The 21,342-nt window shown below is 72.6% G+C and carries 20 protein-coding genes and 2 pseudogenes; 12 read left to right on the top strand and 10 right to left on the bottom strand.

What is annotated here, in order from left to right; all coding sequences use genetic code 11:
- Nucleotides 1-9 precede the first annotated feature (9 nt).
- Nucleotides 10-996 carry an ABC transporter substrate-binding protein gene (locus tag QFZ71_RS28985; RefSeq protein ID WP_307671108.1) on the bottom strand — a complete coding sequence of 329 codons (987 nt, stop codon included), beginning with the start codon at nt 994-996 and terminating at the stop codon, nt 10-12.
- A 192-nt stretch (nt 997-1,188) separates the two neighbouring features.
- Between QFZ71_RS28985 and QFZ71_RS28980 the strand changes: the two genes are divergently transcribed.
- The 4 genes from QFZ71_RS28980 to QFZ71_RS28965 all read left to right on the top strand — a co-directional run bounded on the left by QFZ71_RS28980 (nt 1,189) and on the right by QFZ71_RS28965 (nt 4,209).
- The gene (locus QFZ71_RS28980) at nt 1,189-2,466 is read left to right on the top strand and encodes a hypothetical protein (RefSeq protein WP_307671107.1); all 1,278 of its coding nucleotides are present in this window, start codon (nt 1,189-1,191) and stop codon (nt 2,464-2,466) included.
- Between the two features lie 111 nt (nt 2,467-2,577).
- On the top strand, nt 2,578-2,742 hold the full coding sequence (rpmG, locus tag QFZ71_RS28975) for a 50S ribosomal protein L33 (protein ID WP_307671106.1): 165 nt from the start codon (nt 2,578-2,580) through the stop codon (nt 2,740-2,742).
- Nucleotides 2,743-2,803: 61 nt separating this feature from the next.
- A complete protein-coding gene (locus QFZ71_RS28970; RefSeq protein WP_307671105.1) occupies nt 2,804-3,058 on the top strand; it encodes a type B 50S ribosomal protein L31 in 255 nt (84 codons plus the stop codon).
- Complete coding sequence (locus tag QFZ71_RS28965) at nt 3,055-4,209, top strand: GTP-binding protein (RefSeq protein WP_307671104.1); 1,155 nt, start codon at nt 3,055-3,057, stop codon at nt 4,207-4,209. Before QFZ71_RS28970 ends, QFZ71_RS28965 begins: the two co-directional genes overlap by 4 nt.
- A 140-nt stretch (nt 4,210-4,349) precedes the next feature.
- On the opposite strand, the gene QFZ71_RS28960 is transcribed toward QFZ71_RS28965, so the two are convergent.
- The gene (locus tag QFZ71_RS28960) at nt 4,350-4,793 is read right to left on the bottom strand and encodes a subtilase-type protease inhibitor (RefSeq protein WP_307671103.1); all 444 of its coding nucleotides are present in this window, start codon (nt 4,791-4,793) and stop codon (nt 4,350-4,352) included.
- A 581-nt stretch (nt 4,794-5,374) separates the two neighbouring features.
- On the opposite strand from QFZ71_RS28960, the gene QFZ71_RS28955 reads away from it, so the two are divergent.
- The 3 genes from QFZ71_RS28955 to QFZ71_RS28945 are packed head-to-tail and all read left to right on the top strand — an operon-like array spanning nt 5,375 to nt 9,329.
- Nucleotides 5,375-6,172, top strand: a complete 798-nt coding sequence (locus QFZ71_RS28955; RefSeq protein ID WP_373465170.1) for an ABC transporter ATP-binding protein — start codon at nt 5,375-5,377, stop codon at nt 6,170-6,172.
- An 8-nt stretch (nt 6,173-6,180) separates the two neighbouring features.
- On the top strand, nt 6,181-7,155 hold the full coding sequence (locus QFZ71_RS28950; protein WP_307671102.1) for an iron-siderophore ABC transporter substrate-binding protein: 975 nt from the start codon (nt 6,181-6,183) through the stop codon (nt 7,153-7,155).
- Nucleotides 7,156-7,157: 2 nt separating this feature from the next.
- The gene (locus QFZ71_RS28945; protein ID WP_307671101.1) at nt 7,158-9,329 is read left to right on the top strand and encodes an iron ABC transporter permease; all 2,172 of its coding nucleotides are present in this window, start codon (nt 7,158-7,160) and stop codon (nt 9,327-9,329) included.
- Between the two features lie 162 nt (nt 9,330-9,491).
- Here the strand turns inward: QFZ71_RS28945 and QFZ71_RS28940 are convergent, their stop codons facing one another.
- The 6 genes and pseudogenes from QFZ71_RS28940 to QFZ71_RS28915 form a co-directional block, all read right to left on the bottom strand.
- Nucleotides 9,492-10,031, bottom strand: a complete 540-nt coding sequence (locus tag QFZ71_RS28940) for a TOPRIM nucleotidyl transferase/hydrolase domain-containing protein (protein WP_307671621.1) — start codon at nt 10,029-10,031, stop codon at nt 9,492-9,494.
- Between the two features lie 204 nt (nt 10,032-10,235).
- Nucleotides 10,236-11,362 (bottom strand): annotated as a pseudogene (locus QFZ71_RS28935) (MFS transporter); the annotation flags it as partial.
- A gap of 71 nt (nt 11,363-11,433) precedes the next feature.
- Nucleotides 11,434-11,907: a nuclear transport factor 2 family protein gene (locus tag QFZ71_RS28930; RefSeq protein WP_307671100.1), complete on the bottom strand. Its 474-nt coding sequence runs from the start codon at nt 11,905-11,907 to the stop codon at nt 11,434-11,436.
- Nucleotides 11,908-12,022: 115 nt separating this feature from the next.
- Nucleotides 12,023-12,641: pseudogene (locus tag QFZ71_RS28925) on the bottom strand (type VII secretion system-associated protein).
- A gap of 416 nt (nt 12,642-13,057) precedes the next feature.
- Nucleotides 13,058-14,224, bottom strand: coding sequence for a lonely Cys domain-containing protein (locus tag QFZ71_RS28920; RefSeq protein WP_307671099.1), 1,167 nt, complete (start codon nt 14,222-14,224; stop codon nt 13,058-13,060).
- 145 nt (nt 14,225-14,369) lie between these two features.
- A complete protein-coding gene (locus QFZ71_RS28915) occupies nt 14,370-15,686 on the bottom strand; it encodes a YncE family protein (protein WP_307671098.1) in 1,317 nt (438 codons plus the stop codon).
- Nucleotides 15,687-15,961: 275 nt separating this feature from the next.
- On the opposite strand from QFZ71_RS28915, the gene QFZ71_RS28910 reads away from it, so the two are divergent.
- Nucleotides 15,962-16,333, top strand: a complete 372-nt coding sequence (locus tag QFZ71_RS28910; protein WP_307671097.1) for a helix-turn-helix transcriptional regulator — start codon at nt 15,962-15,964, stop codon at nt 16,331-16,333.
- A gap of 28 nt (nt 16,334-16,361) precedes the next feature.
- Nucleotides 16,362-16,868, top strand: coding sequence for a GNAT family N-acetyltransferase (locus QFZ71_RS28905; protein ID WP_307671096.1), 507 nt, complete (start codon nt 16,362-16,364; stop codon nt 16,866-16,868).
- A gap of 83 nt (nt 16,869-16,951) precedes the next feature.
- Here the strand turns inward: QFZ71_RS28905 and arsB are convergent, their stop codons facing one another.
- Complete coding sequence (gene arsB / locus QFZ71_RS28900; RefSeq protein WP_307671095.1) at nt 16,952-18,064, bottom strand: ACR3 family arsenite efflux transporter; 1,113 nt, start codon at nt 18,062-18,064, stop codon at nt 16,952-16,954.
- Entirely contained in the window at nt 18,061-18,369 is a 309-nt protein-coding gene (locus QFZ71_RS28895) for a helix-turn-helix transcriptional regulator (protein ID WP_307671094.1), read from the bottom strand. Before QFZ71_RS28895 ends, arsB begins: the two co-directional genes overlap by 4 nt.
- A 96-nt stretch (nt 18,370-18,465) precedes the next feature.
- Here QFZ71_RS28895 and QFZ71_RS28890 point away from each other — a divergent pair, with 96 nt between their 5' ends.
- From QFZ71_RS28890 to QFZ71_RS28880, 3 genes are all read left to right on the top strand, one after another.
- Nucleotides 18,466-18,888: an arsenate reductase ArsC gene (locus QFZ71_RS28890; protein WP_307671620.1), complete on the top strand. Its 423-nt coding sequence runs from the start codon at nt 18,466-18,468 to the stop codon at nt 18,886-18,888.
- A gap of 212 nt (nt 18,889-19,100) precedes the next feature.
- On the top strand, nt 19,101-19,901 hold the full coding sequence (locus QFZ71_RS28885) for an alpha/beta fold hydrolase (protein ID WP_307671093.1): 801 nt from the start codon (nt 19,101-19,103) through the stop codon (nt 19,899-19,901).
- On the top strand, nt 19,898-21,151 hold the full coding sequence (locus QFZ71_RS28880; protein WP_373465169.1) for a PP2C family protein-serine/threonine phosphatase: 1,254 nt from the start codon (nt 19,898-19,900) through the stop codon (nt 21,149-21,151). Before QFZ71_RS28885 ends, QFZ71_RS28880 begins: the two co-directional genes overlap by 4 nt.
- Nucleotides 21,152-21,342: the final 191 nt, after the last annotated feature.

Below are 21,342 nucleotides of genomic sequence, written 5' to 3'. Positions count from 1 at the left end.
GCAGACGCCTCACCGCAGTGCGGCCGTCGCCTCGTCGAGGACGAGCCCCAGGGAGCGGGTGCCGCGCCCCTTGGCCCATACCTCGGAGTCCACCTCGATGACCTTGCCGTGCTCCACGGCGGGGATGCGGGACCAGAGGGGGTTCTTCGCCAGCTTGTCGGAGAGTCTGCCGTCCGGTGCGCCGAAGGACAGGGTCTCCACGAACAGGACGTCGACGTCCCGCGCGAGGATCTCCTCCAGGCTGTAACTGCCGTCGACCCCACGGCTCTTCCAGGGGTAGTGGGAGATCTTCGGGAGGAGTCCGGCCGCCACGTCGGTCTCCGGAGTGGCCACGCCGAAGTTCTCGTCGCTGCCGAAGACGATGAGGGCGGTCCTGTCGCTCTTCTGCTTCTCCGCCCGCGCCAGGCGGGTACGGAAGGACTTCTCCGCCTTTTCGCCCTGCTGGGTGCGGCCGGTGAGCGCGGCGAGGTCCCGCAGGTAGCCGACGCTGTCCTGCCAGGAGCCCGGCTGGACGGGCCAGAAGGTCGTGGCGCCCTTCAGCGCGGGGGCGAGTTTGCCGTGCGTGTCCTCCAGGCCGATGACCAGGTCGGGCCGGTGGGACAGGATCGCCTCGACCTCGGGGCTGAGGAAGCCTCCGGGCACGGCCGGTATCCTCGCCGCCTTCTCCTCGCCGAGGAACTTCGGGTGCGCCAGCACCTGCGAGTTGGTGGCAGCGGGGGTCATACCCAGCTCGACGAGGATGTCGTCGCAGAGGGCGACCAGGCAGACGATCTTCTCGGGCGGTTTCGGCAGGGAGACCGTGACCCCCCGGGCGTCGGTGATCCGGGCGGCGGCCTCGATGGGCCGCACGTCCGTGGCCGTACGGCCCCCGGCCCCCTTCCCCGGTGCGGCGGCCTCCCCTGCGGTGTCGGTCTTCTCCGTTCCGCAGCCGGCCAGCAGGCCTCCCAGGACGGCGATCGCCGCCCAACGGCGGAGTCTCAGCGCGGTTCGTGGCATCGGCGGTCCCTCGACGTTCCTGTGCGATCCCGGGGCATGCGGCAGCGACGGTGGCGGAGCCCCGGGAGCGTCCCCCGCCACGAGCCAAAACTCTACACATGATTATCATTTCCAATAAAGCGAGTGGAGATGCCGCCGAGACCCCAGCGGCCACCACCGCTCCATCGACCCCGCCCATCACAGGAGTTCGCCATGCCGTACCCCGCAGAACCCACCCCCGCCCCTCCGCCCCGCCTCCTCGTCTCCGACCATGTCGCCGGGCGCATCAGCCTGTTGGACCTCCCGGACGGAGCGGAGCGGGCGGAGGTCCGCCATCGGCACCCCTCCGAGCACGCGGGCTTCCTCGCCCTGCCGGGCGGCCTGGTCGCCTGCGTGGACGACCGGGCGGGCGAACTGCTGGTCCTCGACCCCTACGGGCCCGGCACGGGAGCCCCGTTGGTCCGGCGCCGGGTGCCGGTCGCGGTTCCCGCCGAGCATCTGGCGGCCGCTCCGGGAGGACGGCTCCTCGCGGTGACCACCGGCCTCGGCCGTAACGAGCAGGCGTGGACCGGGTTGCTGACGGCCGTCGATCTCGACGCACCGGACGGCGCGGTCGCCGTGCGCGTACGGGGACGGACCGGCGAGCCGGGTGTCACGGTCCTCGGCGGCCCCTCGCCACTCGTGATGCTGCGCCACCGGGAGCCGGGCGAGCTCCTGACGTACCGGCACGGCGAGTTGATGCGTTCGGCCCCGTCCTGCCCTCCGGCCGGCCCCGACCGCCGGATCGCCCTGCCGGACGACGACGGGCACGGCGACGCCCACGACCCGACCACCGGAAGAGTGTTCGCCGCCGCGGGATCGGGAGTGCATCGCGTACGGCGGGAGGGCGACGGCCTCACGGTGGAGACCCCGCTCCCCTGGTCCGCCGACGGCCGCTCCGGAGGGCGCGGCCACTACCTGCGGCTCGATCCCGTGCGGCGTATGCTCTGGTCCTGCGTGCGCGACGGCTCGGGCGATCCGGGGCGGTGGGCGGAGTGGTCCAACGACGCCTGGTGGCACCAGCTCGACACGGGAGTGACGGGGCGGCTGGAGGTCGGCCCCGGACTGGTCTTCCGGCTCGCGGTGGCCGCTCGCCATATCGCGTACACCCGGATCCACCCGGACGGCGACGAACTCGTCCTGCTCACCGCACCCCTGGACGCCGGGTCCCGCCCGGAGGTCTGCGCACGGCTCCCCCTGCCCGCCATGGCCGGAGCGCCCCGGCCCGGCGGGACACCGTGGGACGGGGCCCAACGGCGGGCGGTCGCCGCCTCGCCCGGCTCGGGCCTGGTCGCGGTGAGCCGGGGAGGCCACGGAGAGGTACACGTCTTCGACGCGGACCGGACGGCCGCGGTCACGACGCTGACCGTTCCGACTCCGCTGGACGACGGTGGCCACCTGGCCCTCGTCGCCCCCGGCGACGGAGCGCACGCCGACCCGGTGGGCCGCTGAGGGCGGCGGGGCGGCTGGTGGCGCGGCGAGGCCCGCCACGCCATCGGCCGGCCTCCCCTTCGGAACGGTGCCATTATTGAACATGGTAACCATTTCCATATAGTGGCGTCCGTGGCTCGCACCGAAGCACGCCCCGTCATCAAGCTCCGCTCCACGGCAGGAACCGGCCACACCTACGTCACCCGCAAGAACCGGCGGAACGACCCCGATCGGACGGTGCCGCACACGTTCGACCCGATCGCCCGCCACCATGGCGCCTTCCGCGAGGAGCGCTGATCCCGCACCGTCGCTCCCAGCCCTGCCGTACGCCCCCTCACCCCGCCCCGAGGACATCGCCATGAAGCCGGGAATCCACCCCGCCCACCGCCCTGCCGTCTTCCGCGACAACACCGCCGACTTCGCGTTCCTGACTCGCTCGACCATGACCAGCGACCGCACGGTCACGCGGGAGGACGGCACCACCTACCCGGTGGTCGACGTGGAGATCTCCTCCGCGAGCCACCCCTTCCACACGGGCACCGCCCGCGTCCTGGACACCGCCGGACGCGTCGAGCGGTTCGAGCGCCGCTACGGACGCGGGGAGGCCCGGTGAGCGGGCACCGTGCGAAGCTGCCCGTCGTCATCGTCTGCGGCCTGCACGCCGAGGTGCGCCACGAGGTGGTGGAGGGGCTGCTGCGGGTCGTGCCGCACAGCGCCGCCCTGCACCACGACCTGTCGACAGCCGCCGGAGGCACGGTCCGCCGCTCCCTGCGCGACGCCGGGGGCGCGCCGGCCGCGGGCGAAACGCCGCTCGTGAACGACTGCGCCTGCTGCGCGCTGCGCGAGGACCTCGTCCCCGAACTCGAACGGCTGGCGGGGGACGGAACGACCCGCCTCGCCGTCCTGGAACTGTGGGACTCCGTCGAGCCGAAGTCCATGGCCGAGGTGATCGCCGCGCACAGCGACGCCGCCGAGGTGACCAATGTGTTCACGGCGGTCGACCCCACGCTCGTCCTGCCCTGCCTCGCCAACGGCGACGACCTGGCCGAGGCGGGGCTCGCGGCGGCACCCGCCGACCGGCGGACCGTCGGCGACACCTGGGCCCGGCAGATGGAGTACGCACCCGTGCTCGCCGTGGCGCCGAACCCGGCGGCCGACGACGAGGACCACGCGCTCATCCGGCAGTTGAATCCGACTGCCCGTCAGCTCACGTCGGACTCTGGCGAGTTGTCCCGTCTCGCGTTCGCCGGGTTCGATGTGGAGGCGGCTGCGGCCGCCCAGCACCCCGCCTGCGCACTGCTTCCGCAGGAGGCGGAAGAGGCCGGGGTGGGCACGCTCGTCCGGCGGCGGCACCGGCCGTTCCACCCCGGCCGTCTTTTCGACGCGCCGGGGGAGCTGAGCTGCGCCGCGACCCGCAGCCGGGGACGGTTCTGGCCGGCGGACCGGCCCGACACCCTGCTCTCCCGGGACGCGGCGGGCGGCGCGCTCGGCGTGGAGAACACCGGCCCCTGGCTCGCCTCGCTGCCCGACGCCGCCCGGTCCTTGGCGCCGCCGTACCGGAGGGCGGCCGCCGCGCTGGACCGGCATCCCGAGCACGGCGACCGCTGCCAGCACCTGGTGTTCGTCTCCCCCGGCCTCGACCGCCACGGCCTGACCGCCCTGCTGGACTCCTGCCTGCTCACGGACGAGGAGTACGGATCGGGCCGGGAGGGGTGGAAGAGGCTGCCCGCCGCGTTCGACGTCCTCCTCGACCCGGTGCGCTGACCTCGCACCGGACCTTCGGCCCGCGACCACGCGACCGCCCGGCCCCGTGCGGCGCGCAGTCCACCGGCCCCGGCCCTCGTCATCGCCGTGCCGCCGGCCGAGCGGCTCGGCCGGGACCGGGCGGCGTGGATCGGAGCAGGTCAGAAGGCGAAGACGGCGTTGCCACCGGTGCCGCCCGCCATCTCGCAGGCGTTGCCGTACGTGGTGCTGAACTGGACCGGCTCACCCTGCCAGACACCGTGGGCGGTCACGACGACCGGGTCCCACTGACGGGTACAGGTCCGGTTCGACGGACCCGCGGTCAGCTCGGAGAACTCCCCCCGGACCTCGGCCAGCTCCTCGCACGCGGCAGCGGGATCGGGGTGCGTCCCCTCGGCGGTGGGGGCGCAGCTGAGCGTCACGGCCCGCTCGACGGTCGCGGTCAGCGGATCCTCGCCGCGGGCGACACCGAGGACGAGCGCGGAGGGCGCGTAGAGGCTCTTCTCCTTCGCGGGTGCCGCCTGCGCGGTGGCGGCGGCGAGGCCGCCCACCAGAAGCGTGCTCGCCGTGAAGGTTGCGAGGATGGCATGCAGGTTGCGTCGCATGAGTGAAGACTCCTTCGTCGGGTGCGTGATTGCGGTCAGGAGTCTTACGCATGCGGAAAGTAGGCGCACATCGACGGCTGGCTTCTGGCCGCAGATCTACGTTCGAACCGACCGAATGGTCATGCGGGCAGCTCAGGGACCCCGCACCGGCCGTCCAGCATATGGACGGACTTCGACGGTTCAATCCAAAACAACCGGCTGACCTGCACCGACGCAATGGCGGCGACAGGCGGCCCGCTGTCGCTTCGGCCGGAAAATGCCGCCGTTCAGGGGCCCGCACACCGCATCGACACCCTGCGGACCCCCCGACGACACCCGGGAGCCGTCAGGCGGAGCGGCCGGGAAGCACGCCCGAAGGATTACACGGAGGACACGATTCCGATTTCCCCTTGACCTCCATAATTTAGGTTAGGCTAACCTCGCTTCTCGTGATCGTTCCTGCTCTCGCCCGAGAAGACCCGTCATCGCGCGGCCGCCCGGAGTCCGCCGCCGGTGCCACCACCCTGTCCTCTGATGCCTGCCCCGGACAGGCCCCATCCGGTGCGGTTCCAGGACCCGTCGCGGGCCTCGACGCCCGCGGCATGACGATCGCGTACGACCGTACCGACGTCGTGCACGCGGCCGACCTGCGGCTCCCGCGCGGGCGGGTCACCGCGCTCATCGGCCCGAACGGCAGCGGGAAGTCCACCCTGTTGCGGGCCGTCGCCCGCCTGCACAAGGCCCGTACCGGCAGGGTGACCGTGCCGGGTGGAGGGGACGCCCCCGACGTGGACGCCCTCGCCCTGTCTCGTTCCGACTTCGCCCGCCGCGTCACCCTGCTCGCGCAGAGCCGGAACGCACCGGCCGGCCTCAGCGTGCGCGACGTGGTCGGATTCGGCCGCCACCCCTACCGGGGACGGCTCCGGGGCAACGACCCGGACGGCGCACGGATGGTCGAGCACGCGCTGGCCGTCACCCACCTCACCGACTTCGCGGACCGCGGGGTGGAGAGCCTGTCCGGCGGGCAGTTGCAGCGCGTCTGGTTCGCCTGCTGTCTGGCCCAGGACACCGACGTCCTCCTCCTCGACGAGCCCACCACCTATCTCGACCTGCGCTACCAGGTGGAGATCCTCGATCTGGTCCGCGACCTCGCGGACACCCACGGCGTCACCGTCGGGGTCGTGCTGCACGACCTGGACCAGGCCGCCGCCGTGGCCGACCAGGTCGTCCTCCTCTCCTCCGGGCGGGTCGTCGCCGCCGGCACACCCGCCGAGGTCTACGCCCCCGAGCGGCTGAGCGACGCGTACGGCATCCGTATCGACGTCGAAACCGACTCCTCCACCGGCGTCCCGCGCACCCGCGCGGTCGGCCGCCACCACCTGCGCTCCGAAAGGGCCTGAACACCCCCATGAAGAACCACCACCTGACGTGGCCCGTCCTCGCCGCCGCGGCCGCCCTCGCCCTCACGGCCTGCGGCACCACCGAGGCGCCGAAGAAGGAGTCCGCCGGAGACGGCGCGGTGACGTTCACCGACGCCCGCGGCAAGAAGATCACGCTGGACGGTCCGGCCGAGCGGGTCGTCGGTACCGAGTGGAACGTCGTCGAGACGCTGGTCACCCTCGGCGTCCAGCCGGTCGGCGTGGCCGACGTCAAGGGATACACCGCCTACGACAAGGCGGCCCCGCTCACCAAGGGCGTCAAGGACATAGGCACCCGCGGCGAGCCCAGCGTCGCCACCGTCGCGGGCCTCGAGCCCGACCTCATCATCGCCACCACCGACCTGTCCGAATCCGCCGTCGAGCAGCTGTCCAAGGCCGCCCCGGTCGCCGTGGTGCGTTCGGCCGACGCGAGCCGGCAGATCGACCAGATGATCGACACGGTCGATCTCATCGCCGAGGCCACCGGCACCGAGGACCGGGCGAAGTCCGAGATCGGCTCCTTCCGCACGGCGGTCGCCGACGGGAGGAAGAAGCTGGCGGACGCCGGACTCGACGGCGAGAAGGTCGCCTTCGCCGACGGGTGGCAGGAGGGCAACCAGGTCTCGGTCCGCCCGTTCGTCAAGGGGTCGCTGCTCTCCGACATCAACACCGAACTGGGCCTCGTCGACCCCTGGAAGCTGAAGGGCGACAAGGCGTACGGCCTCGCCGCGACCGACGTCGAAGGGCTCACGAAGATCGGTGACGCCCAGTTCGCCTACATCGCCAACGACTCCGACGGCGGCGACCCGTTCGCCGACGGCCTCAAGGACAACGCGGTGTGGAAGTCCCTCCCGTTCGTCAAGAACGACGAGGTCCACCGGCTGCCCGACGGCATCTGGATGTTCGGCGGCCCCGCGTCGATGCGCGCGTACATCGACGCCCTCGTCGGCGCGCTGACCGCCTGACGATGAGCACACGCACCACAACCACCGCGCCCGCGCCCGTGGAGCCGGTGGCGGGCGCGGCCGGTCCTGCCGGGGGCGCGGCTCCGGGGCAGGCCGGCCCCGCCGGGGGCGCTCTTCCGGTCGCGTCCGCCCGCCGCGGCCTCATGCTCGTCCTCGCGCTCTCGATGCTCGCCGCGCTGGTGGCGCTCACCGTCGTCCACCTGGGCCAGGGCACCGCCGCCGTCGACCTGCACACGCTCTGGCAGCTGGCCACCGGTTCCGCCGCCGACCGGAGCGCGGACGAGCAGACGGCCGCCGTGGTCCTGGACTCCCGGCTGCCCCGGCTCGCCGCCGGGCTCCTCGTCGGTTCCGCGCTCGGTGCGGCGGGCGCCGCCCTCCAGTCGGTGTCCCGCAACATGCTGGCCTCGCCCGACACGCTCGCCGTGAACGCGGGCGCGTATCTCGCGGTGGTCACCGTCGCCGCGTTCGGCATTTCGCTGCCGGCTCTGCCGGCCGGGGCCACGGCGTTCCTCGGCGGGCTGCTGGCGGCGGCAGTCGTCCTCGGCCTGTCCCGCGCGGGCGCCGGACCGATCCGGCTGGTGCTGGCGGGTTCCGCGCTCACCCTCGCCCTGACCGGACTGAGCGGGATGCTCCTGTTGCTGCGCTCCCAGCAGACGACCGGGCTGTTCGCGTGGGGCAACGGTTCGCTCGCCCAGATCGGCATGCAGTCCATCGACCGGCTCGCCCCGGTCGCGCTCGTGGCGTTCGCCGGACTGATGCTGCTGGGCAGGCGGCTGGACATCCTCGCGCTCGGCGACGACGGCGCCGCGGTCGTGGGGGTGAACCCCCGGCTGACACGCAGCATCGCGGTCGTCCTCGCGGTGCTGCTGGCGGCGGTGTCCGTGGCGGTAGCGGGACCGGTCGGCTTCGTCGGCCTGTGCGCACCCGCCGTGGTGCGGCTGCTCGGCACATGGATTCCGGGCCTGGTGCGGCACCGCGCGTTCATCCCCGCCTCGGCGCTGGCGGGGGTGCTCGTGGTGCTCGGCGCGGACGTGCTGCTGCGCGGGGTGTTCGGGGCGCAGGCGGGGGCCGAGGTGCCGACCGGGATCGTCACGACCTGCTTCGGCGCGCTCGTCCTGATCGTCCTGGCCCACCGGTCGCGCGACGTGGGCACGGACAGCGGATCGACGGCGTTCGCCCGGCTGCGCAGCCGCCGCGCTTTCGTCCTGACGCTGGCGGTGACGGTCGTGGCGTTGCTCGGCACGGTGGTGGCGGCGACGCTCATCGGTGACGCGACGCTGCTGCTGGGCGATGTGGGCAACTGGCTCGCGGGCCGGTCCGGGCAGTTCGTGACGTACGTCCTCGACACGCGGGTCCCCCGTGTCGCGGCGGCTCTGCTGGCCGGTGCGGCCCTGGCGGTGGCGGGCGCCGTCGTCCAGGCGGTGTCCCGCAACCCGCTCGCGGAGCCGGGCGTCCTCGGCGTGGTCAGCGGGGCCGGTGTGGGGGCGGTGGCCGTGCTCACCGTCGTACCGCTGGCGAGCTTCTGGCTGATCGGCGGCTCCGCGCTGGCCGGGGCGGCCGCCGCCGCCGCCCTGGTGTTCGGGCTCGCCGCGCGCCGCGGGCTGGAGCAGAACCGCCTGGTGCTGATCGGCATCGGGGTGCAGTCGGGTGCGGCCGGCTTCGTGAGTCTGCTGATCGTGCTCACCGACCCGTACAACGCGACGAAGGCGCTGGCCTGGCTGGGCGGCTCGACGTACGGGCGGACGTTCCCCGAGCTGGTCCCGGTCCTGGTGGGTCTCGCGCTCGCGCTGCCGGTCCTGGTGGTGATGCGCCGTGAACTGGACCTGATCGGGCTGGACGACGAGACGCCCGCCCTGCTCGGCCTCCGGGTCGGGGCCACCCGCCTGGCGCTGCTGAGCCTGGCGGTCCTCCTGACGGCGGGGGCGGTCGCGGCGGTCGGCGTGATCGGGTTCGTCGGTCTCGTCGCCCCGCACGCGGCACGTGCTCTGGTGGGCCGGAGCCATGTGCGGGTGATTCCGGTGAGCGCGCTGCTCGGCGCGCTGCTGGTGGTCGTGTCCGACGCGGTGGGCCGAACGGTCATCGCCCCGGCGCAGATCCCGGTCGGGCTGCTGACGGCCGTGATCGGCGCTCCGTACTTCATCTGGCTGCTGTGGCGGGCCCGGCGGGAGGGGTGAGCCCCGAGCCCCGCGAACAACGGAGCCGCGCGGTCGTCGACCGCGCGGCTCCGGCGTTTCCGGCGTCCGGAGGAGCCGTGCTTCCGGTGCGGGCGCGGCTCGGCGGGGAGCGGCGGACCCGGCGGTACGCAGGGCGGCGGTGGTGCGGGGGCGGGGCGCGCCTCAGAGGTGGGCGAGGAGCCCGTCCAGCGGCTTCGGCGCGCGTGCCGGGTCCAGGGCCTCGGTCAGGGCGCGGGCGTACTGCTCCTTGCGGCCCCCGATGGTACCCATGAAGCGCCGCAGCTGCGCCTCGATCGGCCGCTCCCGCTGGGCGGGCTGCTTCTGGAAGATCCGGAGGGTGCGCAGATCGCCCTGCCCGTCGATGACCCGCTGGACGCCGTCCGTGCCGAGTGCCCGTATCAGCTCGTCCTCCAGGTCGGCGTAACAGGTGAAGAAGCCCAGCCCCTCCAGTTCGTCGGGGGTCAGCGCGGTGCCGAAACCGGTGCGCTCCAGGCCCTGGAGGAAGAATCGCTGCTCGGCCGCGTCGCACAGTCCGGCGGGCCGGACGCCGAGACCGTCCGGGCCGAGCAGCCGCAGGAAGCGGGTGATGCTGGTGGCTCCGCCCAGGGGGACGACCACGACGCCTTCGGCGGTCAGCGAGCGTCCCCGGCGCTCGGCGAGGGCTTCGACCGCGGCGCGGTCGCTGACCCCTTCCACGAGCACCACCGTCCGCAGGCCCAGTTCGGCCGCCAGTTCACGGGCGGACCCGGCCGCCGCGGGCCGGGGGGTGTCCGCGTCGCCCGCCGCCCAGGAGATGACCGTCTGCCGGAAGCGCGTCACTGTGTCCACGGGGCCAGTCTCGCACCATGATCGGCCGGGGCGACAAGGGTTTTCGGGTCCGCGGTCCGGGGCTCGCCGGGTACGTCGACGGGGTGCGGGCGGCCTGCGCGCCACGTACACACCGACGCCCAGGGCAAGGGCCAGAACACAGGCGGAGAAGGTCAGTCCGGCGTCGCGGAGTCCGATGGCGAGGGTGAGCGCGCCGACGCCGACGACCGGCAGGGAGATGCCCAGGTAGGCGATGACGAAGAACGCGGACACGGTCGCCGCACGGTGCTCGGCCGGGGCCGCCGCGCTGATCGCCGTCACCGCGCCGCGGAACGCCAGACCCTGACCGAGGCCGCCGCAGAGCGCCCCGGCGACCAGCAGGGGCAGCGAGGCGCACAGCAGCGAGGCGCCGACCAGGACGAGTCCGCCGGCGAGGACGAAGCAGCCGCCCGGCAGGGCCCGGCGCTCCCCGACCCGCCCCATCAGCGCCTGCCCGGCCGTCGAGGCGAGGAAGACGGTGAAGACGACGAGTCCCGTCAGGCCCAGGTTGTGCACATCGAGCGTTTCGGCCACGAACGCGGGGGCCACCGCCGTGAAGAGTCCCAGCAGGGAAAACCCGGCGAAGCCGGCCAGCGCCGAGGTGACGAACACGCCGCGCATCGCGGACGGGACGGCGAGCCCACGAGGCCGAAGCCGCAGACCGCGGAGCCGGGCGGAGGCGACCGTCTCGGGCAGGAACCAGGTCAGGACGGCGGCCAGGGCGATCAGCGCCAGATGCACGACGAAGGGGAGCCGCAGGGGCCAGGGGGCGTACTCGGCGAGCAGCCCCGCCAGGAGCGGACCGCACCCCAGACCGCCCATGTTCGCGGCGGTCGCGGCCAGCCCGGCCCGCGCAGCGCGTTCCGGCGGGGCCAGTTCCATCACCGTCACGGTCGCCGCGCCGCTCAGCAGGCCGGCGGCGAACCCGGAGAGGAGCCGGCCGGCGAAGAGGGCGGGAAGCCCACCCTCGAAGAGGAAGCAGAACGCGCTGGCCGCCGAGAAGCCGAGGGCGGCCAGGAGTACGGGTCTGCGGCCCGCGTCTCGTCGGACACGTTCCCGGCGAGCAGCAGGGTGGCGATCACTCCCAGGGCGTAGACGGCGAACACCACCGTCACCATCAGCTCGGAGAAGCCGAGCTGGTCCCGGTAGAGGCCGTACAGGGGTGTGGGCAGGGTGGTGCCGGCCATGCCGACGGCGAAGACGGCGGCGGCTGCCGGGTAGCCCGCGCGCCACTTCCGGGTGGCGCCGGTCGGCCGCTTCACGCGGAGGACGCCGGGACCGTCGGCGCGGCGGGCGTGATGGGGGTGAGAACGCGCCGCCGACGGCCGTCGCGCAGGACGAAGACGTCCGTGCCCCGTGCGCCGGCGTCGCAACGGCGGCGGCAGCGGGCCGTGTTCGTCATCCGGGCGGTGACCGTCGCGGAGTCCCCGTGGACGCGGATCGTCGGCGTGCCGATGGCCGCCGTCGCCGAGTGGGTCGGGTTCCCGGACGCGACCTGGCCGGGGAACGCGTCCCGGTCCGTGATGCCGGACTCGGAGACGATGACCCACTCGTCCGCCGGGAGGGCCGCGATCCGGATCACGGCGTTCGGGACGATCGCGGCGGACCGTTGCTCCACCAGGACGGCGAGCCGGGCGTGTACCGCGGGGCCCCGGGCGTCCGGTGCCGACAGGTCCTGGATGTCCTCGGCGCCGTTCGTCCCCGGCCCGGAGCCGGCTCCGCTGCGATCCATTTCTCGAGCGTAGCCGTGAGGCTCGCGGGCCGCAGTTCACGGGAGGCCGGGCGGTCGTCGCCGGTTCGAGCGGGTGGTGACCCGCACCTGGCCGCACCGACAGGAGCGTTCGAGGTCAGAGGGTCGAGGCCGTGGCCCCCTCCGCCGCTTCCGCATGCACGTCCGCGAGCCCTTCCGCCGTCAGCACCATGCTGACCGGGGCCGAGCTGTTGAGGCAGAGACTGTGACCGGCGGGGACGCGGGCGAGCAGTTCCCTGAACGGAAGCGTCACGGACGCCAGCTGCCCGAGGCTTTGGAGGTAGCGCGGGGAGGTGTAGACGGGGACCACCGCCGTGCCGTCGGGGGCCGACGCGCTCACCGGGTCGCCGTCCGCCGTGACCGGCACGGCGACCTCGGCCCCGGCCAGTGCGGCGGTGACGTCCTCGACGGGGCCGTATCCGGTGGTGGCGAGCTGGGCGGCGCGGTCCACCGCGTCCGCGGGCTCGGGCCACCCCATCGCCTCCGGCGACCGGCGGTACTCCGGGTTGTCCTCCCACGCGACGATCTCGCCGGTGGAGTCGGAACGCCACTGACCGATGACCGCCCATTCCGGTGGCGGGCCCTCGCCGCGCCAGGCGGGGTCGGTCAGATAGAGCCAGTGGTCGGGCGCGAGCCGGTCGGCCGCGACGAACTCCTCCGGGGGCGGGGGGGTCCAGAGGGGAGAAGGCAGGGGGCTCGGTGCCGGGCTCACTCATCGTGTCCTCGTTCGCTGGGGGTGCTTGATTCCGGGCTCGGGCGGCCGGCGGTCCGGGCGGGGCTCCCGGTGCCGGCCCGGCGGCGTCCGCCGGGGCGAACGCCCGGCCGGGGCCGGCCGGTTCGGTGGGGGCGGCCCACCCGGCGGAACGGGCCAGTGGTGCCGGAACAGGGCGCGGGGCGTCCTCGGCGGGGGCGGGGTGCGCCGGCCGGGTCCGCTGCCAGGGGTCGGTCCCCGGCGTGGTGCCGTCGGCCGTCGGGTGCAGGGTGAGCACCGGGTCGCCGCCGTCACCGGTGCCGGAGAGGTCCACGGGGAAATCGGTCCACCACACGGTGCGGCCCAGTCGGCGGGCGATGCGGTCCGCGAGGCCGGCGGCGTCGGCGGCCGGGCCCGGAAGGGCGAGGACGACCGGCACGGTCAGCTCCGTACGGGCCAGCACCAGGTCGGCTGCCAGGAGTTCGGCGAACTCGTCGGCGGTCGCCTCGTACGAGTCGCCGTTCCAGGACACCTCGACGAGTTCGGGGTCGTCCGCGTCGGCCCCGACGCGGACCAGGTAGGGAACGGGGCGGTCTGCCCCCCCCCGGCCCAGGGCGCGTCCGCCGGGCCGGCGGACGTACGGAACCGGGCCAGGTCCACGTCACCCGGCGGCTCGTCGGTGTAGTCGCGGCCGGTGCCGCTCGACGCCCCCAGCACCGTGTCGAGTGCGGTGCCGTCGTACGCGCCCGCCTCCTTCAGGGCGTACGCCGCCGCGACGTCGGGATCGGACGCGTCCCGGCCCACCGCGAAGGCGCGGGTGAGCACGTCGAGCGCCTCCGCGCGGCGGGCGTGGGCGGCGCCCGCGTCCGGATCCAGATGGAGGATTCGGTCGGTGAGCTCCCGGTCGGCCCGGCCGGTCGCCGGCAGCGTCTCCCCGGCCTTGACCCGCGCCCAGAACATCCGGAACATCTCCGCCTCGCCCACCTCGTCGGTGCGCAGGCGCAGAACGGCGGCGGCCTCGTCCTCCGCATCGCCCTCCGCCAGCCACTGGGCGACGGCCTCCACCGCGGGCAGGTCGACGAAGCCGACGAGCCCCTCACCGGGGTACCGGGCCCAGTGCTCGGCGGCGGCCGCCAGCACCCGGCGGGTGCTCTGCCCGTCCACCCCGGCGGCGGCCTCCGCGTGCGCCGCGACGACCCGGTGCAGCAGGTCCAGCGTGAACGGACCGGCCTCCTCGACGTCGGGGTCGCTGCGCCACATCTGGTCCACCGCCGCCGCACCGCGCAGCAGGCTGCCGAAGCCGGGATCGCCGTCGATGTCGTGGCCGAGGGTGATCCGCAACGCCCGCACCAGGCGCAGCGTCGCCGTGCGCATCTCGTCCGACACCTCGCCGTCGCCGGGGCTGATGCCGGCCGCCTCCGCGAGCCGGTCCAGTTCGTCCGCTTCGGGCTCGGGGCGGGCCGGCGCCCAGGCCCGTCGGCGCCCCCGTGCGTCGGCGAACAGGGGCCGCAGGTAACGGCCGTTGCTCCGCCGGGTGCCCTGCGGGCCGTAGGCCAGGCGTACCGCGCGCCCGGTGGCGTTGGCCACGTGCCACGTGCTGGCCCCCATGGAGACGGTGGCCCGTCCGATCTGCCGGCCGCTGAGCGCGCTGACGAAGGGCCCGGCTCACCACCTGACTCGCGGGCCGCCGCAGCGGCCCGCGAGTCATCCGTCCCGGCCACGCGCGGATACGAGGCGCGGATGCCGAAGGGTCTCAGCCGGCGGCGGGACCGGTCCAGCCGGTGGGGACGTGGCCGATGCGGACCCGCTGCGGATGGTCGCCGACAGGGATGGAGGCGACCTTCTCGCCGGTGGAGAAGTCGATGGCCGTCACCTGGTCGGTGCCGCTCTCGGACACCACGCAGTGCTTGCCGTCTCCGCTGACGGTGGCCCAGTACGGCTTGGACGCGGTGACGAGCGGGCCTTCCTGAAGCGTCTCGCGGTCCACGACGGTGACGTAGTCGTCCATGGTGCCGGCGATGCAGAGCTTGTCCCCCCGAGGGTTCATGGACATGCCGTGATGCCGGGAGTCGTTGACGTAGGTGGTGCGGTCGTCGCTGGTGTCCGGGTTCTTCGGCAGCGTCTTCACTCGGGTGATCTTGTCGTTGTGCACGTCGTACTCGATGAAGCCGTTGAAGAAGGAGACCTGGAAGTACATCTTCGACTCGTCGGGCGTGAAGGCGACCGGGCGCAGCGCGTCGGAGAGGTCCTTGCGGCCGAAGGCGTCGAGCCGCTCGCGCATATCGATGATCTTCTTGATCCGGAAGGTCTTCGCGTCGGCGACGGTGATGCGGCGGTCGCCCTTGGTGAAGTCCTGCCAGGGCGCGTCCATATCGGTGTTGACCTCGCCGATGGCCATGTTCCAGAGGTACTTGCCGCCGTCGGTGTACACGTTCTCGTGCGGCTTGTCGCCCGCCTTGAAGTTGCCCGCCTCCTTGCCCGTCGCCATGTCGAGGACGTGCACGGTGTTGGAGGTGGAGGAAGAGACGGCGACCCGGGTGCCGTCGGGTGAGACGGCCATGTGGTCGGAGCGGAAGCCGGACACCGGGAAACGCGAGTTGATCCTGCCGGTCTCCACGTCGATGGAGACCACGTCGGCGAAGCTCGGCCGCGACGCGATCACGGCTTTGCCGTCCCTCGTGGTGTACATGTCGTCGACGTACTGGTCATGCCCCTCGCCGGGGCCGAGCCGGATGCCGAGGAAGAAGGCGAGCTTGACGGGGTTGAGGTAGATCTCCCTCAGGCGCTCCTTCTTGTCGGGGATCATGTCGATCCGGCCGATCTTGGCGTAGTCGCCACGGGAGTTGATGACGTCGGCGGTGCCCTCCCAGTTGTTGCCGACGAAGAACACCTCCCTGAGCCCCTCCGAGGAGGTGGCCCGAGCCTGCTCCCGTGTCTGCTGCGGGATCTCGCTCGCGCCGGCCGAACCGGAGGCGACGGGCAACGCACCTGCGGTCAGCCCGACGGCGGCCAGGACGGCCACGCCGAAGGGGTGCCGGCGGCGGGAGGGACGAGCGGGGGAACGCGTCATGGTGGACTCCAGAGGCAGGGGTGGGCGGCGCGGCGTCGGACACGGGCCCGCATCTGTTACTGGAGGTAACGTAGCCAGCGGGGAGAGCGTTGAACAGAGCTCGATCAGGATTCCCCGGCGGGTGCGAGGAGCCTTCCCGACGCAGCCGCCGAGTCGTCGCGCGCACCGCGCGGGGTGGGCCGGAGCACGGAGCGGACCACTTGTCGGCCGCCTGCCCGCCTCGGGCGCAGGTGACGGCTCCCGCGCACTGCTTCGACGTGTGTCAACATAGACGTATGTCGAATGCGAAGGTGTCACCCACGCTCGGACCCGACGGCCGGGGTGTGGCGCCGTGCTGCCCCCCGCTGACCGAGCGCCCGATGACCGCCGAGGAGGCCGATACGGCCTCGCGGATGTTCAAGGCTCTCGGCGACCCCGTGCGGCTGCGGCTGTTCTCCGCCGTGGCCTCGCACGAGGGCGGGGAGGCGTGCGTGTGCGACATCTCCGACGTCGGCGTCTCCCAGCCCACCGTGTCCCATCACCTGAAGAAGCTGAAGGAGGCCGGGCTCCTGACCTCCGAACGGCGCGGCACCTGGGTGTACTACCGGGTCGAGCCGTCGGTGCTGACGGCGATGGGCCGGCTGCTCGCCATGCCGTCCACGGCATGACGACCGGACGCGTGGAAGGGGGGAAGCGGTGAGCGGGGCGCGGAGCGCGGTCGTCGTACCGCTGACGGCGGACCACGCCGAGCAGGTGCTGGCGATCTACCAGGCCGGCATCGACGAGGGCGACGCCACCTTCGAGACCAGCCCGCCGTCGTGGGAGGCGTTCGACGCCGCGAAGCTGCCCGACCACCGCTTCGCCGCGGTCGACGGCAGCGGGGCGGTGCTGGGGTGGGTCGCGGCGAGCGCGGTCTCGGACCGGTGCGCGTACGCGGGCGTGGTCGAGCACTCCGTCTACGTCCACCCCTCCGCGCGCGGTCGCGGCGTCGCCTCCACCTTGCTGGAGGCTCTGGTCGACTCCACCGAGCGGGCCGGGATCTGGACCATCCAGTCCGGGGTCTTCCCCGAGAACACCGCCAGCCTCGCCGTTCACCGGCGGGCCGGCTTCCGTGTCATCGGCACCCGCGAGCGGATCGGACGCCATCACGGCATCTGGCGCGACGTCGTCCTCATCGAGCGCCGCAGCCCCGCCGTCACCTGACCGTCAACCCTGCGGTGGGATCGCACGGGCGGCTCCGCGGGCGGGGCGGCCGGTGCCGATCCGCACCACGTCGAAGCGGTTCGTCACGGAGCCGTCGACACCGCGTCGGCGGCGAACTTCCTCCGCCAGGCGAGCGCGACGTAGACCAGACCGATGAGCACCGGGACTTCGATGAGGGGTCCGACAACGCCGGACAGGGCCTGGCCGGAGGTGACTCCGAAGGTGGCGATGGCGACCGCGATGGCCAGCTCGAAGTTGTTGCCCGCCGCGGTGAACGCCAGTGTCGTGGTGCGGTCGTAGGCGAGGCCGATGCCTTTGCCGAGCAGGAAGGCACCGAAGAACATGATCGCGAAGTAGACGAGCAGGGGCAGTGCGATCCGCACGACGTCGAGCGGCTGCGAGGTGATGGTCCCGCCCTGGAGGGCGAAGAGGATGACGATCGTGAACAGCAGCCCGTACAGCGCCCAGGGGCCGATCCTCGGCAGGAACGTCGCCTCGTAGCGGTCGCGGCCCATCTTCCGTTCGCCGATGCGGCGGGTGAGGAAGCCGGCCAGGAGCGGGATGCCGAGGAAGAGGATGACGTTCAGTGCGATGTGCCGGACGGAGACGTCCAGGCCCTGGCCGTCGCCGAGGTTCATCCAGCGGGGCAGCAGGTCGAGGTAGAACCAGCCCAGCAGGCCGAAGGCGAGTACCTGGAAGACCGAGTTCAGTGCGACGAGGACGGCCGCGGCCTCCCGGTCGCCGCAGGCGAGGTCGTTCCAGATGATGACCATGGCGATGCAGCGGGCGAGGCCGACGATGATCAGGCCGGTACGGTACTCGGGCAGGTCCGGCAGGAAGATCCACGCCAGGGCGAACATGACCGCCGGGCCGACGATCCAGTTGATGACCAGAGAGGAGACCAGCAGTTTGCGGTCGCCGGTCACGCGGTCGAGCCGGTCGTAGCGGACCTTCGCCAGGACCGGGTACATCATCACGAGGAGTCCGAGGGCGATCGGCAGGGAGATCCCGCCGATCTCGATCTTCGCGAGTGCGTCGTTCATACCGGGAACGAGGCGGCCGAGGCCCAGGCCGACGGCCATGGCGAGCAGGATCCACACCGCGAGGTAGCGGTCGAGGGTGGAGAGCTTCCTGACGATCGAGTCGTCCTCGCCATCGGCCGGAGCGGGGGCGATGGTGGGCTCGGTGGAGGTCACGGGCAGGCCCTCCTGTTCTCGGACGCGGTGCGGGCGGTCTCGGCCAGCGCGGCGAACCGCTCGGACAGCCCGGCCAGGACCTCGGGCTTGAGCTTGTAGTAGGTGAAGCGGCCGCACGGCTCGGTCTCCACCAGCCCGGCCTCACGCAGCACCTTCAGGTGGTTGGACAGGTTGGTCTGCCTGGCTCCGGTCTCCTCGACCAGGTGCGTCGTGCAGAGCGTCTCGCGCGCCAGCAGGGTCACGATCTTCAGGCGGAGCGGATCGCCCAGCACCCGGATCACGTCAGGATCGACTGAAGTCAGCATGCACTGATACTGTCACATCACCGCCTGCTGATACCAGTGGGGGCTGAAGTGATGGGCGGGCCGGATTCCGCCATGCGACGAGAGAGAACGATCACCATGGCCGACAAGCCGTCCGTCCTGTTCGTGTGCGTCCACAACGCCGGACGCTCCCAGATGGCCGCAGCCTGGCTGACCCACCTGGCCGGCGACCGCGTCGAGGTCCGCTCCGCGGGCTCCGACCCCGGCGCACGGGTCAACCCGGCCGCCGTCGAGGCCATGGCCGAGGTGGGCATCGACATCTCCGCCCGGACGCCGAAGATCCTCACCGTCGACGCGGTGAAGGAGTCGGACGTCTGCGTCACCATGGGCTGCGGCGACACCTGCCCCGTCTTCCCCGGCAAGCTCTACCTCGACTGGCAGCTCGAGGACCCGGCCGGGCAGGGCCTCGAAGCCGTCCGCCCGATCCGCGACCAGATCAAAACCCTCGTCGAGGGCCTGATCGCCGACATCGCCCCGGAGCAGCCCGAGACGACGGCGTGAACGGGACGCGCGACGTCGTACGCGGCACACTCCCCTGCCACACGGGTGGACGCCTCGACGGCAGACGGGCGTGGGCCGCCCCCACCGACCCCCCGGGCCGGAGGGGCCCCTCTCGGACGTAGGTGCCGACCACCGGAATCGGGACCGTACCGATGGGTGGCGGCCGCCCGGCAGACCGGGCCGTCAAGGGCAAAGGGTGCCACCATGTCCGTGTGGACGTGTGCAGGAGAAACCGGGTACGGGTGACGGGCCGCGAGAACGCCCCGGTGGTGATGCTCGCCCACGGGTTCGGCTGCGATCAGAATCTCTGGCGTCTCGTCGCACCCGTGCTGGAGGAGCACTTCCGGGTGGTCCTCTTCGACCACGTGGGGGCGGGGCGTTCCGACACATCGGGGTGGAGCGCCGAGCGGTACTCCACCCTGGACGCCTATGCGCGGGACGTCATCGATATCTGCCACGAGCTCGGCCTCGGACCCGTGACCTTCGTCGGGCATTCCGTCAGCTCCATGATCGGTGTGCTCGCCGCCGTGCGGGAACCGGCCCTCTTCGAGAAACTGGTCCTCCTCACCCCCTCGCCGTCGTACATCGACGACGGCGACTACCGGGGCGGCTTCAGCGAGCAGGACATCGACGAACTGCTCGAGTCGCTGGACAGCAACTATTTGGGCTGGTCGGCGACCATGGCGCCGGTGATCATGGGAAACCCGGAGCGCCCCGAACTGGGAGAGGAGCTGACCAACAGCTTCTGCCGAACGGACCCCGAGATGGCCCGCGTCTTCGCACGGGCCACCTTCCTGTCCGACAACCGGGCGGATCTCCCCGAGGTGACCGTTCCGACGCTCATCGCCGAGAGCGCGCGCGACACGATCGCCCCGCGCGAGGTGGGCGCCTTCGTCCACGCGCAGATCCCCGGCAGCAAGCTGGTCACCCTGGACTCGACGGGCCACTGCCCCCAGCTGAGCGCCCCCGGGGAGACCGCCGAGGCGATCATCGCCTTCGTGCAGGGACCGTGACCGTGCGTCCGGGCGGCGAGGGGACCGACGGATCGTGGTCCGCGGAGGACCGTGGCCAGGAACCCCCGGTGCCCTCCGCCCTGCTGGAGGACAGCGCGGAGGACCTGTACGAGAACGCGCCGTGCGGCTACCTCTCCACGCTGATGGACGGGCGGATCGCCAAGGTCAACGGAACGCTCCTCAGATGGCTCGGCCGCCGTCGTGAGGAGCTGGTGGGCCACAGGCACTTCTCCGACCTGCTGACCATCGGCGGCAGGCTGTACCACGAGACGCACTTCGCACCCCTGCTGCGGATGCAGGGCGAGGTCAACGGCGTCGCCCTGGAACTCAAGGCCGCGGACGGCACCCGGCTGCCCGTCCTGGTCACGTCCACCATCAAGCGGGGCGAGGACGGCGAACCCCTGCTGATTCGCACCACCCTCCTCGACGCCCGTGACCGGCGTGCCTACGAGCGTGAACTCCTGCGGGCCCGGCAGGATGCCGAACACGACCGCGAACGCCTGCAACGCCTCGCCACCACCCTGCAGCGCACCCTCGTCCCGCCGGCCATCGAACCCGTGCCGGGCATGGAGGTCGCCGCGCACTACCACGTCGCGTCCTCCGACGAGGTGGGCGGGGACTTCTACGATCTGTTCCCGCTCGCCGCCGGAGACCGGGGGTTCTTCATGGGGGACGTGCGCGGCAAGGGCGCGGACGCCGCGGTGGTGACGTCGCTGGCGCGCTACACCCTGCGAGCCGCCGCGGTCTCCGATTCCGTGCCGGTCAGGGTTCTCGCCAACCTCAACACCGCGCTCAACCATCAGGTCCAGGAGGACGAACCGCACTTCTGCACCGTGATCTTCGGCCTGCTCACCCCCGAGGAGGACGGCACCGGATTCCACGTCGTCCTGGCCGGCGGTGGCCACCCACCCGCCGTGCTGCTCCGCGCCGACGGCAGCGCCGACTACGTGCACACTCCGGGCGGCCAACTGGTCGGGGTCGTACCGGACGCGCGGTTCACCACCGCCACCCTGGACCTGCGCCCCGGTGACACCCTGCTGCTCTACACCGACGGACTGACCGAGGCCCGTACCGGGAACGCGGGTGACCGCTACGGCGACGAAGCACTCCTGGACCTCGCGCGGTCCCTCGCGCCCACCTCGGCAAACGGAGTCGTCGGGGCACTCACCGCACTGCTGGACTCGTTCGGTGAGGGACTCGACGACGACACCGCACTCCTGGCCATGAGCGTGCCGCCGGACCTGCGGTGAGGGGCAGGGGCGGGTCGCCGCGACGGACGGACCGCGTCGTCGGCCCGGGGCGAGGCGGAACGATCACAGCCGCGGGTGGTGTGCTCCCGGCGCAGGAGCCGTCCTCCATTCCCCCCTGACGGGCCGTAGGAACTGAGGGCTGAGAACTTCGCGCCCCGGCCGGAGACTTCATTCACCCTTACGGGGTAGCG

The organism is Streptomyces sp. V2I9, assembly GCF_030817475.1.
GTDB lineage: Bacteria > Actinomycetota > Actinomycetes > Streptomycetales > Streptomycetaceae > Streptomyces.
Note: the sequence above shows the minus strand (reverse complement) of the source record. Positions and strands in the feature narration are given on the sequence as shown.